The organism is Stenotrophomonas sp. K-6, from assembly GCF_056861555.1.
This window is the reverse complement of sequence record NZ_JBSPUC010000002.1, coordinates 461,720-477,874: the sequence shown is the minus strand read 5'-3', so window position 1 is coordinate 477,874 and position 16,155 is coordinate 461,720. Positions and strand designations below refer to the sequence as shown.

The 16,155-nt window shown below is 66.1% G+C and carries 15 protein-coding genes and 4 tRNA genes; 16 read left to right on the top strand and 3 right to left on the bottom strand.

The window, feature by feature from the left end; genetic code table 11:
• Positions 1–2: 2 nt before the first annotated feature.
• The 9 genes from AC13F7_RS07595 to AC13F7_RS07555 all read left to right on the top strand — a co-directional run bounded on the left by AC13F7_RS07595 (position 3) and on the right by AC13F7_RS07555 (position 8,771).
• Positions 3–677: a MotA/TolQ/ExbB proton channel family protein gene (locus AC13F7_RS07595; RefSeq protein ID WP_259260249.1), complete on the top strand. Its 675-nt coding sequence runs from the start codon at positions 3–5 to the stop codon at positions 675–677.
• A 3-nt stretch (positions 678–680) separates the two neighbouring features.
• Entirely contained in the window at positions 681–1,103 is a 423-nt protein-coding gene (locus tag AC13F7_RS07590) for an ExbD/TolR family protein (RefSeq protein WP_019183376.1), read from the top strand.
• The gene (gene msbA, locus AC13F7_RS07585; RefSeq protein WP_481470124.1) at positions 1,100–2,848 is read left to right on the top strand and encodes a lipid A export permease/ATP-binding protein MsbA; all 1,749 of its coding nucleotides are present in this window, start codon (positions 1,100–1,102) and stop codon (positions 2,846–2,848) included. Before AC13F7_RS07590 ends, msbA begins: the two co-directional genes overlap by 4 nt.
• Positions 2,848–3,870 carry a tetraacyldisaccharide 4'-kinase gene (gene lpxK, locus AC13F7_RS07580; protein ID WP_482999745.1) on the top strand — a complete coding sequence of 341 codons (1,023 nt, stop codon included), beginning with the start codon at positions 2,848–2,850 and terminating at the stop codon, positions 3,868–3,870. The genes msbA and lpxK overlap by 1 nt, the downstream gene beginning before the upstream one ends.
• Positions 3,871–3,936: 66 nt before the next feature.
• On the top strand, positions 3,937–4,710 hold the full coding sequence (gene kdsB, locus AC13F7_RS07575; protein ID WP_482999744.1) for a 3-deoxy-manno-octulosonate cytidylyltransferase: 774 nt from the start codon (positions 3,937–3,939) through the stop codon (positions 4,708–4,710).
• Between the two features lie 46 nt (positions 4,711–4,756).
• Entirely contained in the window at positions 4,757–6,172 is a 1,416-nt protein-coding gene (locus AC13F7_RS07570) for a hypothetical protein (RefSeq protein ID WP_482999743.1), read from the top strand.
• Positions 6,169–8,016 carry an excinuclease ABC subunit UvrC gene (gene uvrC, locus AC13F7_RS07565; RefSeq protein ID WP_121041696.1) on the top strand — a complete coding sequence of 616 codons (1,848 nt, stop codon included), beginning with the start codon at positions 6,169–6,171 and terminating at the stop codon, positions 8,014–8,016. Before AC13F7_RS07570 ends, uvrC begins: the two co-directional genes overlap by 4 nt.
• 9 nt (positions 8,017–8,025) lie before the next feature.
• Positions 8,026–8,649, top strand: a complete 624-nt coding sequence (pgsA, locus tag AC13F7_RS07560) for a CDP-diacylglycerol--glycerol-3-phosphate 3-phosphatidyltransferase (protein ID WP_346470291.1) — start codon at positions 8,026–8,028, stop codon at positions 8,647–8,649.
• Between the two features lie 46 nt (positions 8,650–8,695).
• Positions 8,696–8,771 (top strand) — tRNA-Gly (locus AC13F7_RS07555).
• Positions 8,772–8,861: 90 nt separating this feature from the next.
• On the opposite strand, the gene AC13F7_RS07550 is transcribed toward AC13F7_RS07555, so the two are convergent.
• Positions 8,862–9,215 (bottom strand): hypothetical protein, encoded by a 354-nt coding sequence (locus tag AC13F7_RS07550; RefSeq protein ID WP_481470119.1) that lies wholly within the window; start codon positions 9,213–9,215, stop codon positions 8,862–8,864.
• Positions 9,216–9,419: 204 nt separating this feature from the next.
• On the opposite strand from AC13F7_RS07550, the gene AC13F7_RS07545 reads away from it, so the two are divergent.
• From AC13F7_RS07545 to AC13F7_RS07515, 7 genes are all read left to right on the top strand, one after another.
• Positions 9,420–9,495, top strand: a tRNA-Gly gene (locus tag AC13F7_RS07545).
• A gap of 146 nt (positions 9,496–9,641) precedes the next feature.
• Positions 9,642–9,717, top strand: a tRNA-Gly gene (locus AC13F7_RS07540).
• Positions 9,718–9,794: 77 nt separating this feature from the next.
• Positions 9,795–9,868: transfer RNA gene (locus AC13F7_RS07535), tRNA-Cys, on the top strand.
• A gap of 43 nt (positions 9,869–9,911) precedes the next feature.
• Positions 9,912–11,498: a DUF7125 family protein gene (locus AC13F7_RS07530; protein WP_482999742.1), complete on the top strand. Its 1,587-nt coding sequence runs from the start codon at positions 9,912–9,914 to the stop codon at positions 11,496–11,498.
• Positions 11,488–13,545, top strand: a complete 2,058-nt coding sequence (locus AC13F7_RS07525) for a hybrid sensor histidine kinase/response regulator (RefSeq protein ID WP_482999741.1) — start codon at positions 11,488–11,490, stop codon at positions 13,543–13,545. Before AC13F7_RS07530 ends, AC13F7_RS07525 begins: the two co-directional genes overlap by 11 nt.
• A 143-nt stretch (positions 13,546–13,688) precedes the next feature.
• Complete coding sequence (locus tag AC13F7_RS07520) at positions 13,689–14,144, top strand: BLUF domain-containing protein (protein WP_481470116.1); 456 nt, start codon at positions 13,689–13,691, stop codon at positions 14,142–14,144.
• Positions 14,145–14,403: 259 nt separating this feature from the next.
• Positions 14,404–14,652, top strand: coding sequence for a hypothetical protein (locus AC13F7_RS07515; protein WP_481470115.1), 249 nt, complete (start codon positions 14,404–14,406; stop codon positions 14,650–14,652).
• A 52-nt stretch (positions 14,653–14,704) separates the two neighbouring features.
• Here AC13F7_RS07515 and AC13F7_RS07510 read toward each other — a convergent pair whose 3' ends face one another.
• Both AC13F7_RS07510 and AC13F7_RS07505 read right to left on the bottom strand, forming a co-directional pair.
• Positions 14,705–15,793 carry a 4Fe-4S dicluster domain-containing protein gene (locus tag AC13F7_RS07510; RefSeq protein ID WP_482999740.1) on the bottom strand — a complete coding sequence of 363 codons (1,089 nt, stop codon included), beginning with the start codon at positions 15,791–15,793 and terminating at the stop codon, positions 14,705–14,707.
• Between the two features lie 2 nt (positions 15,794–15,795).
• Complete coding sequence (locus tag AC13F7_RS07505) at positions 15,796–16,089, bottom strand: hypothetical protein (RefSeq protein ID WP_482999739.1); 294 nt, start codon at positions 16,087–16,089, stop codon at positions 15,796–15,798.
• Between the last annotated feature and the right edge of the window lie 66 nt (positions 16,090–16,155).

Below are 16,155 nucleotides of genomic sequence, written 5' to 3'. Positions count from 1 at the left end.
ACGTGTGGGAACTGGTCAAGGCCGGTGGCTGGCCGATGCTGCCGCTGCTGCTGTTGGGCGTACTGGCTTTGGCAATCGTCCTGGAGCGTTTCTGGACCCTGCGGCGCAATGAGGTCCTGCCTCCCGGGCTGGGTCAGGAAGTGCGCAACTGGGCCGCGCGCGGCAAGCTCGACCCGAGTCACATCCAGTCGCTGCGCGGCAACTCGCCGCTGGGCGCACTGCTGGCGACCGCGCTGGAAGCGCGCAACCGTCCGCGCGATCAGATCCGTGAGCGCATCGAAGATGCCGGCCGGCATCTGGTTCACCGCATGGAGCGGTTCCTGAATGCCTTGGGCACGATCGCCTCGGCGGGCCCGCTGCTGGGCCTGCTCGGCACGGTCGTCGGCATGATCCAGATGTTCATGGGCATCCTCGACCACGGCGTAGGTGATGTGAACCAGCTCGCCGGCGGCATCGGCAAGGCGCTGGTCTGCACCGCCACCGGCATGATCGTGGCGATTCCGGCGTTGATGTTCCATCGCTACTTCAAGGGTCGCATTGCCGGTTACGTGATCGAGATGGAGCAGGAGGCCTCGGCCCTGCTGGATGCGCTTGATGGCCGCCCCGGCGTGATGAACAACGCACCACGCGGTGCGGGCGCGCAGGCGGGTGCGGCACCGGTCACGGTCAAGGGCTGACGGATGCGCATCCGCAATGACCGGATCCAGGACGAGCCGCATATCGATCTGGTTCCCCTGATCGATGTGATCCTCGTCCTGATCATCTTCTTCGTGGTCACCACCACCTTCGATGCGCGCTCCACACTGCAGCTGCAGTTGCCGACCGCCAGCCAGCAGGACACCACCGAGCCGCCGCGCTCGCTGAGCGTTTTGGTCAATGCCGAGGGGCGTTACTTCATCAACGACCAGGAAGTGCTGCGCACCGACGTCGAGTCGGTCAAGCAGACCATTGCCGCCGTCGCCGGCAGCGATCGGGAACAGACCGTGCTGTTGCGCGCCGACGCGCGCACGCCTTACCAGGCTGTCGTCACGGCCCAGGATGCTCTGGGCCAGCTGGGCTTCCGCCGCATCGCCATCGCTACCGCGCCGGAGGTGCGTCCATGAGCAAGAAACATTCCCCCGTCTGGCCGATCTACAAGCGCCTGCTCGGGTATACCGGCGCCTACTGGGTGTTCATGGTCGCGGCCGTGGTCGCGATGGTGGTCGAGGCCCTGGCCGGGTACAGCTTCACCAAGTTGATGGAGCCGCTGGTCAACCGGGGCTTCGTCAACCCGGAGCCGCGCATGGCGGTGATCCTGCCGCTGACCATCCTCGGGTTGTTCATGATGCGCAGCCTGGCCACCCTGGTCAGCGATTACGCGCTGGCCCGCACCGGCCGCAGCGTCGTACGCGATCTGCGTGAGCAGGTACTGGAGAAGTACCTGCACCTGCCGTCCTCGCATTTCGATGCCGAGGCCACGCCGGTGATGGTCAGCCGCCTGAACTTCGACACCGAGCAGGTCACCCAGGCCAGCGCCGATGCGCTCAAGACCCTGGTGGCCGATACCCTCACCATCATCGCGATGCTGGTGGTGATGCTGCAGATGAGCGTCAAGGTCACCATGGCGATGCTGGTGGTGGTGCCGCTGATCGGCGTGATCGTCTCCATCGTCGGCAAGCGCTACCGCCGTATCAGCCGTGGCATCCAGGACGGCATGGGCGGCATGGCGCAGACCGCCGAACAGTCCCTGGCCGCGCAGCAGGAAGTGAAGGTGCATGGCACCCAGGCGCACGAAATCTCGCGCTATTCCCGGCTTGCCAACCGCATGCTCGGCCTGAACATGAAGGTGGAAACCACCCGCGCGCTGGCGTCCAGTACGGTGCAGTTCCTGGCCGCGTTGGCGCTGGCGGTGATCGTGTGGGTGTCGACCCGCGAGGCGCTGGCCGGCAAGCTCAACGCGGGCCAGTTCATGGGCCTGATGACCTCGATGATGGCGATCATTCCGTCGCTGCGTCGCCTGACCAGCGTGCAGACCTCGATCTCGCGCGGTGTGGCCGCAGCCGAGCGCCTGTTCGGGATTCTGGACATGCCGGTCGAGCGCGACGAAGGCATCCAGCGGATCGGCCGCGCCCGTGGCGAGCTCGCGTTCGAGCACGTGATGCTGCGCTATCGCGAAGACACCGGCATCGCGCTGGACGACATCAGTTTCGTGGCCAAGCCCGGCACGGTCACGGCGATTGTCGGCCGCTCGGGCAGCGGCAAGACCAGCCTGATCCGGCTGGTGCCGCGCTTCTACGAACCCAGCGGCGGCCGCATCACGCTGGATGGCGTGGCGCTGGACGATTACCCGCTGGCCGACCTGCGTCGCCAGGTGGCGATGGTCGGGCAGAAGGTCATGCTGTTCGATGACACCGTGGGCGCCAACATCGCCTACGGCATGGACGCGACCGAAGCGCAGATCCGCGCCGCGGCCGAAGCGGCCAATGCGTGGGAGTTCATCGCGCGCATGCCGCAGCAGCTGCAGACCCCGGTCGGCGAGAACGGTGCGCTGCTCTCCGGCGGCCAGCGTCAGCGCCTGGCGATCGCCCGCGCGATTCTGCGCGACGCGCCGATCCTGATCCTGGATGAAGCCACCGCCGCGCTCGACAACGAATCCGAGCGCCTGGTGCAGGACGCCCTGCAGCGCCTGATGCCCGAGCGCACCACGCTTGTGATCGCGCACCGTCTGTCCACCATCGAACATGCCGATCAGGTGCTGGTGATGGACCATGGCCGCATCGTCGAGCGCGGTACGCACAACGAACTGCTGGCGCTGGGTGGCCTGTACGAGCATCTGCACAAGATGCAGTTCCGCGAAAGGCAGTCTTGATGGCCGGCAAGGGTACGCACACGCCGTCGTACTGGTATGACGGCACCGCGATTCCGTTCCTGGCACGCGTGGCGTCGCCGCTGTACGGCGCGGCGATCGCGCTGCGTCGGATGGCGTATCGCCGTCGCTGGCTCAAGCGGCATTCGCTGCCGGTGCCCGTCGTGGTGGTTGGCAATGTCACCGCCGGTGGCACCGGCAAGACCCCGCTGACGATCGCGCTGGTCAACCGCCTGCGCGAAGCCGGCTGGAAGCCGGGCGTCGCCAGCCGTGGTTATGGTCGCGCAGACGCAGGGACGCCGCGCTGGGTGCTGGCCAGCACCGATACCGCCGTCGGCGGCGACGAGCCGGTGCTGATCGCCTGGAAAACCGGCGTGCCGGTGCGGGTGGATGCGGACCGTGTGGCGGCCGGCAAGGCGCTGGTCGAGGCGGGCTGCGACATCATCGTCTGCGACGACGGCCTGCAGCACTACCGGCTGGCGCGCGACATCGAAATCGAAGTCGTCGATGCCCAGCGTCGCTACGGCAATGGACGGCTGATTCCCGCCGGGCCGCTGCGCGAGCCGGCCAGTCGTGCGCGCGACTGCGATTTCCGGGTGGTCAACATGGGCCAGGCCAGCGATGGCACCGAAGCGCAGACCGCCTGCGGCTTCGGGGAATGGCCGATGCAGCTGCGCATCGACAGCGCGCAGCCATTGCAGGGCGGCCGCGCGCGGCGCCTGTCGCATTTCCAGGGCCAGCGCGTGCATGCGGTGGCCGGTATCGCCAATCCGCAGCGCTTTTTCGACATGCTGCGTGCGCAGCGTATCGGCGTGGTGCCGCATGCCTTCGCCGATCACCATGCCTACCAGCCCGCGGATCTGCGTTTTGGCAGCGAACTGCCGGTGCTGATGACCGAGAAGGACGCGGTCAAGTGCAAGGCCTTCGCCACCGAATGGCACTTTGCCGTGCCGTTGTCGGCCGAGTTGCCTGCCGCGTTCTGGATCAGCCTGCTGGACCGCGTCGAGAAGCTCGGCAAGCGTTGACGGGCCCGGTGCCGCGTGCGGCACACTCAGGCCCTGACTGCATTCCCTTCGTACAGGTCATTCTCCATGAGCGCTTCCGCCGAGTTCGTCGTCGCCATTCCCGCCCGCTACGCCGCCTCGCGGCTGCCGGGCAAGCCGCTTCGCCTGCTCGGCGGCGAGCCGCTGGTGCTGCGCGTGGCGCAGCGCGCCCTGCTGGCCGGTGCGCGCGAGGTGTGGGTCGCCACCGACGATGAACGCATCGCCGACGCGCTGCAGGGCTTGGCCGAGGTACGGGTGGCGATGACCTCGACCGCGCATGCCTCCGGCACCGATCGTCTGGCCGAGTGCGCCGCACAGGCAGGCTGGTCCGATGACACCCTGGTGGTGAACCTGCAGGGCGATGAGCCGTTCGCCCCCGCCGAAGGCATCCGCGCGGTGGCCGAAGCCCTGGTCTACAGCGGTGCGGAGATGTCCACGCTGGCCACCCCGGTGGAAGATGCCGACACCCTGTTCGACCCGAACGTGGTCAAAGTGGTGCGCAAGCAGAACCTGGACGCGCTGTACTTCAGCCGCGCGCCGATCCCGTGGCACCGCGATGCCTTCGCGCGCTCGCGCGACACGCTGTCCGGCCCGCACTGGCTGCGCCATATCGGCATCTACGGCTACCGGGCCGGCTTCCTGCGCCAGTTCGCCGCGTTGCCGGCCGGCACGCTGGAGCAGCTGGAATCGCTGGAGCAGCTGCGTGTGCTCGAAGCGGGGCACCGCATCAGCGTTGCGCTGACCCCGGCCGAGTTCCCGCCCGGCATCGACACCCCGGAGGATCTGGCACGCGCCGAGGCCTGGTGGGCAGCGCATCCGTGACCGTGGCACGACGGTTGCATGACGCCGAGTCCGGCATAATCGGGGCATGAACGTCCAGCCCGTCCAGGATCTTCCTGAATTCGCCACCTGGCTCAACGCCAAGCCGACCACCCTGGCCGAGCTTCAGGGCCGGCCCGTCGTGCTGGCCTTCGTCAACGCCGCCTCGGTGTGGTGCGCTCAGCGGCTGGCCGAGCTCGCGCAATGGCAATCGCGCAACCCGGGCAAGCTGCAGGTGCTGGTGCTGCAGGTGCCGCGTTTCGATGGCGAGCGGGATCCCGAGCAGTCCCTCAAGCTGTTGCGTCGCCAGGGCCTGAGCGCCCCGGCGTTGCTGGATGCGGAGTGGGATGGGTGGCGACGCTTCGGCGTGACCGCATGGCCGACCCTGGTCCTGCTGGATGCCCAAGGGCGCGAGCGCGAACGTCTGGTCGGTCTTGGCGGGGAGCTGGAGCGTAACCTCGCTGCACTGTGCGAGGGCAGCTCCCGGCCGTCCGATGAGGACCTGCACGGCGCCCGCGAACTGAGCCCCGAGCCGCGCCTGGCGCTGCGCTTTCCGACCGGCCTGGCAGTCACCCCCGAGCGGCTGTACATCGCCGATACCGGTCACCACCGCGTGCTGGAGTGCAGTCACGGCGGCCGCGTGCTGCGGCAGTTCGGGATGGGCACGGCCGATTTCATGGATGGGGATCAGGCTCAGGCCGCCTTCCACCATCCGCAGGGTCTCGCGCTGGAGCGCGAATGGCTCTACGTCGCCGATACTGGCAATCATGCGCTGCGCCGGATCAATCTGCTCTCCGGCCAGGTCGACACGCTGTGCGGCACCGGCCGCCCCGGTGAGCCGATCGAAGGGCCGGTCGCCGATCCCCACCGCACCGCACTCAACCACCCGCAGGGGCTGGCCGTCGCCGACAACCAGATCCACATCGCGATGGCCGGCGACAACCGCATCTGGAGCTATCACCTGGGCCAGCGCAGCCTGCAGTGGCGCGCCGGCAGCGGCGCCATCGACGAGCGTGACGGCAGTGGTCACCTGGCCGCCTTCGCACAGCCGTGCTCGGTCGCCGCGGTCCAGCAGGTGCTGTACGTCTGCGATGCGCTCGGCTCGTCGATCCGCGCCATGCAGCTGCGGGGCGATCTCGTGCAGACGCTGGTCGGGCAGGGCCCGTGGACCTTTGGCGAGCAGGACGGCGCACGCGCCTCGGCGCTGCTGCAGTATCCGCAGGCGATCGCGCTGAGTCCGGATGCGCCGCTGCTGTGGATCGCTGATGCCGGCAACGGCCGTCTGCGCACGCTGCGCCTGGGCGGTGGTGAGCTGAGCACGCTGGAGTTGCCGCGGCGCCTGCATGGCCCGGCTGGCCTGGCGTTGGGCGGTGGCGCGGTCTGGATCGCCGAGACCGATGCGCACGCCGTGCTGCGATTCGACCCCGTCAGTGGTGTCCTGAGCGACGTGCCGATCAACGAATGACTGTTTCTTCCGCCCCCGCCTTCGATGGCAAGGCATTTGCGGCCCACCTGAGCACCGCCCCCGGCGTGTACCGCATGTACGCCGCCGACGACACGCTGTTGTACGTCGGCAAGGCGCGCGCGCTGCGCAATCGCGTGGGCAGCTACTTCAACGGCACGCCAAAGACCACGCGGATCATGTCGATGCTCTCGCAGGTCGCGCGCATGGACGTGACCGTGACCCGCTCGGAGGCCGAGGCGCTGCTGCTGGAAAACCAGCTGATCAAGTCGCTCTCGCCGCGCTACAACGTCTCCCTGCGCGACGACAAGACCTATCCGCACGTGCTGCTGACCCGCGAGCAATGGCCGCGCATCGCGCTGCACCGTGGCCCGCGTGCGGTGCCCGGGCGCTACTTTGGTCCGTACCCGGGCGTCACCGCCGTGCGCGAAACGCTCAACCTGATGCACAAGCTGTTCAAGCTGCGCAGCTGCGAAGACAGCGTGTTCCGCAACCGCTCGCGGCCCTGCCTGCAGTACCAGATCGGCCGCTGCAGCGCGCCCTGCGTTGAGCTGGTGGCTCCGGAGGATTACGCCGAATCCGTGCGCCGCGCCTCGATGTTCCTGGAAGGCAAGAGCGATCAGCTGGCGCGCGAGCTCGGCACTCAGATGCAGACCGCCAGCGAAGCACTGGAGTTCGAGCAGGCGGCGCGCCTGCGCGATCTGATCGCCTCGCTGCGCAGCATGCAGACCCGCCAGTACGTGGATGGCCGCGCGGCCGATCTGGACGTGCTCGCCTGCGCCACCCAGGGCGCCAGCGCCTGCGTGCTGCTGCTGGCCTTCCGTGATGGCCGCAACATGGGCACGCGGCCGTTCTTTCCGCGCACCAATGGCGAGGAGAGTGCCGACGAAGTGCTGGGCGCGTTCGTCTCCCAGTACTACGCCGAGCATGCGCCGCCGCGCGAGATCCTGCTCGACCGTGAGATTCCCGATGCCAGCCTGATCGAATCGGCCTTGAGTGCTTCGGCCGAGCACAAGGTGCAGCTGCGATGGAACGTGCGTGGTGAGCGCGCCGGTTATGTGGAACTGGCCGCACGCAATGCGCAGATCACCCTGGTGACCGAGCTGGGCAGCCGCACCGCCCAGCACGCGCGCAGCGAAGACCTGCGGCAGATGCTCGGCCTGACCGAGCAGGTCAAGCGCGTGGAGTGTTTCGATATCAGCCACACCATGGGCGAGGCCACCGTGGCCTCGTGCGTGGTGTTCGATGCGGCGGGCCCGGTCCGCAGCCAGTACCGCCGCTTCAACATCAGCGGCATCGAGCCTGGCGATGACTACGCGGCGATGCACCAGGCGATCGAACGGCGGTTCCGCCGCGCGGTCGAAGAAGACGGCGTGCTGCCCGACCTGCTGCTGATCGACGGCGGCGCCGGCCAGCTGGCCCAGGCGCAGTCCGCGCTGGCCGATCTGGGCGTGGAGGGGGTGATGCTGGTCGGCGTGGCCAAGGGCGTGGAGCGCAGGGCAGGGCATGAAGCCCTGGTCATGCCGGACGGCCGCGAGCTGCGCCCGGGCGCAGCCTCACCGGCACTGCAGTTCATCCAGCAGGTGCGTGACGAGGCGCACCGCTTCGCCATCACCGGGCACCGCGGGCGCCGCCAGAAGGCCCGCATGACCAGCAAACTTGAAGATATTCCCGGCATCGGCCCGCGCCGGCGCGCCAGCCTGCTCAAACATTTCGGCGGCCTGGTCGGCCTGAAAGCCGCCGGCGAAGCGGAAATCGCGAAAGTGGACGGCATCAATGACGCCCTCGCTGCGCGTATCTACGCTAACCTTCATGGACTGCCCACGCCCGACGCGGCGGGCGAGTAGAGAGACGCAATGAAGTTGACCCTCCCCACCTGGCTGACCCTGCTGCGGATCGTGATGATCCCCGTCCTGGTGCTGGTGTTCTATCTCCCCTACAAGTGGACCAATTTCGCGTCCGCGGCGATCTTCGGCCTGGCTGCGCTCACCGATTGGCTCGACGGCTGGATCGCCCGCCGCTACGACCTGCAGTCCGCGTTCGGGGCCTTCCTCGACCCGGTCGCGGACAAGCTGATGGTGGCCGTGGCGCTGTTCCTGATCGTGCAGGGCCATCCCACCGCGTGGATGGCGGTCTGGGCGGCGGTGATCGTCGGTCGTGAAATCGCCGTCTCGGCACTGCGTGAATGGATGGCTGAAATCGGTCAGCGCGCCAAGGTGCGTGTGGCGGTGATTGGCAAGGTGAAAACCACCGCGCAGATGGTCGCGCTGCTGTGCCTGCTGTACTCGGTCGCACCGCACACCCCGATGCAGGACATCTGGATGGGCACGCAGGTCTTCCACATCGGTGACTGGACCCTTGCGATCGCCTCGATCCTGACGCTGTGGTCGGGCCTGCAATACCTGCACGCCGCGTGGCCAAGCCTTCGCGAAGACGAACGCCTCGCGCGTGAGAACGCCAGAGCAAAAAAGAATGCGTAAGGGCTGTTGACAGAGAGGCATTTGGCTGTAGAATTTCGCCTCCCAAGCGGGAATAGCTCAGTTGGTAGAGCGCAACCTTGCCAAGGTTGAGGTCGCGAGTTCGAGTCTCGTTTCCCGCTCCAGATACCGTATTTCATCGTGATCCGTCCCGATGCGATGCAACGAAAAAAGCGACCTTCCGGGTCGCTTTTTTCGTTTGTGGGCTTCGACGGTCAGTGACGCTTCCCGATGCGGACGTTGCACCAGGTGTGGATGTTCCGCTGATCGAACCGGGGGCATGTGTTGCTGACCGGCACGTACACGTAGAGCGCCTGCTCCGTATGTGCGAAGTGGTAGTAGTTCGTGCGGTCTTTGCCGTACAACCAGTAGTTCGATGAGCCCTGGTTGATGACGTAGGGTTCGAACGACACGATCGACGATTCAGCAGGAAGGATGTTGCTTCTGTCGGTCAGCATCAGCCAGGCGTTGGATAAGGCAGGGGTGGTCGTGCCGACGACAGCGAAGGCTGCGATCGCGAAGAGCGCTCCGGCGATGGCAAAGCGGGCGATGCGGAAATGGTGTGGCATGGCGGCGATTTCACAGGGGGCGAGGGGCTGAGCTGGTGCCGCCGCGGGCCGTTGGGCGTGATGCGGCAGCGCACTGACAGGGTGCGAAAAGGATGTTGACGACGTGAAGGAATTCCGACAGAATAGCGCTCCTTCGACGCAGGTCGAGGGGCCGACAGCCTCCAGCGCCCCAGGGTGCGGTGCGGTCGGGGCAAGCGAAAGTCTGCGGGAATAGCTCAGTTGGTAGAGCGCAACCTTGCCAAGGTTGAGGTCGCGAGTTCGAGTCTCGTTTCCCGCTCCAGATTTCGACAGGGCCCCCTTGGGGCCTTGTTTTTCTCCGCGGTGGCACGCGGGCATCCGGTCCGGACGCATCGGCCGGGATGTGAAAAAAAGTGTGAAAAAGCTGGTGTGTTTCGAGTGGTTTCGGTAACATACACGCTTGATTTTGCGGGAATAGCTCAGTTGGTAGAGCGCAACCTTGCCAAGGTTGAGGTCGCGAGTTCGAGTCTCGTTTCCCGCTCCAAATCCTGACCAGGCCCCGTTCTCGGGGTCTTGTTTTATCGGGGCACGCAACACGCCTTCGATGATCGTAGGGTCACCGGCCTGGTGGCAGAGTGGTCATGCAGCGGACTGCAAATCCGCGTACGCCGGTTCAATTCCGACCCAGGCCTCCAATTAGAAAGTAGCCAGAGCCCGCGAAAGCGGGCTTTGTGCGTTGTGGGCCTCATTCAGGTTCGCGGACCTGAACCAACGAGGCCTACACAACCGGCTTCGTATGCTGCGGCCGTCCACTTTGGCAGCCTTATGCAGACACAAAAAGCGCGCGTAGCAACCGGGATCGACGGGCTCGACAGCATTCTCGGCGGAGGGTTTCCCCAAGGGCGGCTGTACCTGCTCGAAGGCCCGCCCGGGTCCGGCAAAACCACGCTGTCCCTGCAGTTTCTGCTGCATGGGCTGAGCAAGGGCGAACGCTGTCTCTACATCACCCTCTCCGAAACGGCCGACGAACTGCGCGAAGTCGCACATGCGCATGGTTGGTCTCTGGATGGGCTGGACCTGTTCGAGCTGGCCTCGGCCGAAGAGGCGCTGGGCGATGGCCGGATGCAGTCCGTGCTGCACTCCTGGGAGGTGGAGCTGGATGAGACGGTGAAGCTGATCCTGGGCGAGGTGGAACGGATCAAGCCGCATCGGGTGGTGTTCGATTCGCTGTCCGAACTGCGGCTGCTGTCGCAGGATCCGCTGCGCTACCGTCGCCAGATTCTGTCGCTCAAGCAGTTCTTCGCGCCCAAGAGCGCCACGGTCGTGCTGGTCGATGACATGACCGCCACCGGTGAAGAGCGCGATGGCCAGTTGCACAGCCTCTGCCACGGCGTGGTCTCGCTCGAACGCCTGACACTGGATTTCGGCCCTGCGCGGCGGCGCATGCATGTACAGAAACTGCGCGGCGTGAACTTCACCGCCGGCTATCACGACATGACCATCCGCGAAGGCGGCCTGGAGGTTTTCCCGCGGTTGATCGCCTCTGACCACCACGCAAAATTCGTCGGTACGCCCATCAGCAGCGGGGTGGCCGAGATCGACAGCCTGCTCGGCGGCGGGCCGCTGCGGGGCACCAGCACCTTGATCACCGGCCCCGCCGGCAGCGGCAAGACCAACGTGGCGCTTCAATATGTCTGGGCCGCCTGCGAGCGCGGTGAACACTGCTGCATCTTCGAATTCGATGAGCGCATCGGTACCCTGCTGGCCCGTGCGGAATCGCTGGACATCGATCTCAGCAAGCACCTGGCGTCGGGCCTGCTGGAGATCCAGCAGGTGGACCCGGCCGAGATTTCGCCGGGGGAGTTTGCCTGGAACATGCGGCGTGCGGTCGAGGAGCGCCAGTGCAGGCTGCTGGTGATCGACAGCCTCAACGGCTACGTCACCGCGATGCCGCAGGAGAAGCAGTTGATGCTCCAGCTGCACGAGATGCTGTCCTATCTCAACCAGAAGGGCGTGGCGACGATCCTGATCAATCCGCAGCATGGCCTGGTCGGCACGATGTCGACCGGCAATCTCAACGTCTCCTATATCGCCGATTCGGTCGTGCTGTTCCGCTTCTTCGAATCGCAGGGGCGCATCCGCAAGGCGATCTCGGTCATCAAGAATCGCGGCGGTGCGCACGAGAACACGATCCGTGAGCTGAAGATCGATGGCAAGGGCATTTCGCTCAGTGCGCCACTCAATGAGTTCAAGGGAATCCTGACGGGTACGCCAGAGTTCGTCGGCAATACGGCGCATCTGCTGGGCCATACCAGTGGAGAATGACGACACTTCCGGCGTGGTGCACATCGTTGCGCCGTTTGGCCGCGATGCGCACAGCATCGCCTCCGTGCTCAATGCCGCTGGGCTGAGGACCACGATCCACGACAGCCTATCGGGGCTGGTCGACGCGCTCGACGGTGACGTGGGCGCGGTGGTGGTGACCGAGGAAGCTGTCACCAAGGGTGCCGGTGTGCTGCTGGAGCCGCTGTCCCGGCAGCCGTCATGGTCGGATATTCCGTTCATCCTGTTGCGCTCGCCCCGCTCGAAAAAGCGTCCGTTGGCCGATCCCGACCTGCAGCTGGCACTCAACATCGTCGAGCTGGATCGGCCGCTTGGCAGCAGCTCGCTGCTCAGTTCAGTGCGCAGTGCGCTGCGCGCCCGTGACAAGCAGTTCCTGGTCCGTGATCAGATGCGCGCGCTGGCCGACAGCCGTGCGGCGCTGGAGCGCAGCGAGGCCGAGCTGCGCCTGGTCGCCGATGCCATGCCGGTCCTGATTGCCTTCATCGACCGCGATCTTCAGTATCGTTTTGCAAACAAGGCGTATGAATCCTGGTTCGAGCGCCCCGTCTCGGAGGTGATCGGCAAGCGCGTGCCCGAGGTGTTCGGCGAGGAGATATGGGCGACGCGTCGGCCGATGATCGAGCGCGCGATGGCGGGTGAGCACATCATGTTCGAAGTCAATTGGCCCTTCAGTGACGGCCGCCGCCGCGACAGCGAAATCCGCTACTCGCCGCGCTTCAACGCAGACGGCGAGCCGGACGGATTCCATGTATTCGTCACCGATGTCACGGCGTCCAAGCTGGCACTGGAAACCAGTCAGCAGCACGCTTCCGATCTGGAGGCGATGGTGGCAGAACGCACCGCCGAACTGGAGCGTCAGATGGCCGCGCGAGAAGCCAGCGAAGCTGCGCTGCGCCAGTCGCAGAAGATGGACGCGATCGGGCAGTTGACCGGCGGTATCGCCCACGACTTCAACAACATGTTGACCGGCATCCTGTCGTCGCTGGATATCGTGCGCATGCGTCTGGAGATGGGGCGGATGGATGGCCTGGAACGTTTTCTGGACGCGGCCACCGCCTCCAGCCAGCGGGCAGCGGCCTTGACGCAGCGGCTGCTGGCGTTCTCCCGCCGGCAGTCGCTGGATTCCAGAACGGTCGATCTCAACGAATTGGTCGGCTCGACACAGCATCTGCTGCGCAGCACGCTGGGCGAGACGATCCGCATCCGCACCGCGCTCAGCGACACGCCGTTGCGCGCCAACCTGGACAGCAACCAGTTCGAGAGCGCGCTGCTCAATCTGGCCATCAACGCCCGCGACGCGATGCCCGATGGCGGCGAGCTGACCCTGCGGACCGCGCACGTGGACGTGGAAGAAGGCCAGATGCTTGCCGTGCCGGCCGGTGAATATGCTCTCGTTGCCGTGTCTGACTCCGGCACCGGCATGCCGCCGGAAGTGGTGGAACGTATTTTCGAGCCGTTCTTCACCACCAAGCCGATCGGCAAGGGAACGGGGTTGGGCATGTCCATGATCTATGGGTTCATGCAGCAGTCCGGTGGCCACATCACCGTGGATTCCACGCCGGGGCAGGGCACCACGGTCTCGCTGTTCATGCCGGTGGTGCATGACGCCGCCACCGAAAAAGAGGCGGCCAGTGCGCAGCCGGTCTCGTTGGGCGCCGGTCAGTCGATCCTGGTGGTGGAAGACGATGCGCAGGTGCGCATGCTGGTGACGGTGGTGCTGGAAGAGCTCGGCTACACCGCCGAAGTCGTGGAGGATGCCGACGGCGCGATTCCGATCCTTGCTTCGTCGAAGAAGATCGATCTGTTGATCACCGACGTCGGGCTGCCGGGCCTCAACGGCCGCCAGTTGGCCGAGATCGCGCGTCAATCCCGCCCGGCGCTGCCGGTGTTGTTCATGACCGGCTATGCGGAGAAGGCGCAGGAACGGTCCGCGTTTCTCGACAACGGCATGGCCATGATCGCCAAACCCTTCCTGCTGGATGCATTCAGTGAGGCGGTACGTCGTTCGATGTCCGCCCCGGCGCAATGACGGTGGCAGGAGGGCAGACAGCGAAAGATCGGTTGGTAGTTCCCTGCGATTGTCCGCCATGTTCTGAACGCTTCAGACAGCCGGTTTATTTACCTACCTGAAAGTGCCAGCATATTCACTTTGAAGCCGTTGGAGTTTGTCCCATGCCCCTGTGTGCAGTCGCGTATGTCAGCGACGTTGCGGGTCCGTTGTCCGCCGAGCATCTCGACGCACTGGTCGATGATGCGGTGCGCTTCAACAGCCTGGCCGGGGTTACTGGAGTGCTGCTCTACGATGGTGACCGGTTCCTGCAGTACTTCGAAGGCCCGGATGACGGGGTATCAGCGGTGCACGAGCGGGTGCTGCAGGCGCGCAGTCACCGGGGCATCATCGAGTTGGGCCGGGCGCGTGTGCCGAAGCGGTACTTTCCGTATTGGAGCATGCGCTGGCTGGGTGTGGAGCCCGCGCTGATCAAGCAGTTGGCATCGGCAGACTGGCAGGCATTCGCCGATGCGGTCCGCGGCGGCCCCCCCCCGCAAAGCGCCATGGAGTGCCTGTTGCGCTTTGTCGCTCCGCATCTTCCCACCAGCAGTGCGCCCGATTCCGCGCCGTTGCGCTGACGCCGGGCGGGCAACGCTGAAACGCTGGCGCTGGCACGCACCGCAGTACGGGGCGGTGACATACTCCTGTCACCACCCTGGTTTCATGATGAAACCCCGGGGGACGCAGATTCTGAATTGTTCAGCATGTAGGGAATGCGGGCAGTCCCGGTAATTGACTTACTGCGAAGACCGTGCAAATTTTAAGTGAACCCGAAGTGAATCAATCTCGCCCGGGTGTCTGTCGTCCCTGAAGCAGAGCAAGTCCCACGGAGGTCGTATGGATTACGGCGTACATGACTTGGCTGACGGAGTGCGATCCGAGCTGGAAGCCAGCTATGTGAAACATGGCTGCGGCCCGGAATTCTGGTCCACCTACCAGCGTGTGCTCGAGCGGTTGGTACCGCCCGCCCAAGGCACCGCGCGAACACGTGTCACCAATGAGTTGGCCTTGGTCATCGAACAGCTCGGCATCGTGCGCCGTGCGCAACTGGTGCCGCCCAGGAGTGCACGCGCCCGCGTACGCTGAGACCGGTCGGGGGACCGGGGTTGCTTCCGGATGCCGTTGGGGAACACCGGCATTACACGAGGTGATGAACACCGATAGCCAGCAGCGCCAGCAGCGTGCCGGCGGCTGCGAGCGTGCGCGGACGCAGCCAGCGGCGAGAGCGCTGCTGCAGGGCGTTGTCGCTGGCGTAGCGCAGCAGCCCTGAAGGGAATTGCCAGGCCTGCAGGCGCGCATCGCACGCCTCCACGCAGGCACCGCAGCCGATGCAGTCCGGGAATGGGCCTGCGCGCACATCCAGGCCCATCGGGCACGCGCTGGTGCAGGCGCCGCAGTCCAGGCAATCGCCGAGACGATCAGCGCTGAAGTGCGGCATCGGCCCGGCGATTGCTTCGTGCGCGGCCCGGAAGGCGTAGTCGCTGGCACTGGTCGGATCGAGCAGGCCGCGCCCCCGCGCGTCGATCCCGCCGAGGCCGGCCACGCGGGGTCCGCGCGGCTCGCCGCGCCGTGCGTGGTACTGTATGCGCGGCGTATCGCTGTCACAGAACGCGCCGTGGATGCGCGCGTACGGGCACAGATCGCGGCATACCTGCTCGCGCAGGAAGCCGGCATTGCCCCAGGTGGCCGCGGCGTAGAACACGATCCAGAAGGTCTCCCATCCGTTCCAGGCCAGCGGCCAGAGGTTGCCGACCAGGCCGTGCATCGGGCTGAAGAAGCCGACGAACGTGATGCCGGTCCAGCCCGCCACGAGTGCCCACAGCGCGTGCCGGGCGATCCGGGCGGCACCAGGCGAGGGCAGCCAGCGCGTGGTGCCTTGGTCAATCCAGCGGAACAGCCGGCTCCACAGCGTCTGGGGGCAGGCATACCCGCACCACACCCGGCCGGCGAGGTTGGTCAACAGCACCAGCGCGGTGGCCAGCACGGCGATCAAGCCCAGCAGCACACCCACATCCTGCGGCCACAGTGTCCAGTCGAACAGATCGAAGCGGCGCGCGGACAGATCGAACAGCACTGCCTGGCGGCCGTCCCAGCGCAGCCACGGCAGCGCATAGAAGCTGGCCAGCAGCAGCGCGGACAGCCACGGACGCCAACGCAGCACGCCGCGATGCCGGGCAGGCTGCGGGGGCGGTGGTTGGATCAGGTGCAGTGACAGGTGCTCAGGCATGCTCACCCCAATGGCACATCGTCATCATCGCTGGGCATCGGGCGCAGCAGATACCAGGTGATGGTGCAGGCGGCGGCGGTGACGCCCCAGAACATGAAGAAGCCGAGCGTATAGCCCAGCTCGCGACTGATCGCATGCTGCGGGAAGCTGATGTCGCGCAGGCGCAGCGGGTCGACGAACGCGAAGAACACCACGCTGGCCAGGCCGGCCGCGACGAAGCTGGGCCACAGAATGGCGCCCCATTGCTGGATCAGCCGTCGGCGGCTGCCGTCGGGCGGGTCGTGCAGGTCGTTCATTGCGGCCACGGTCAGGAGGGAGGGGCAGGGCGCGGCTATACTTCGCGCCGACCGGGGGCCGGAATC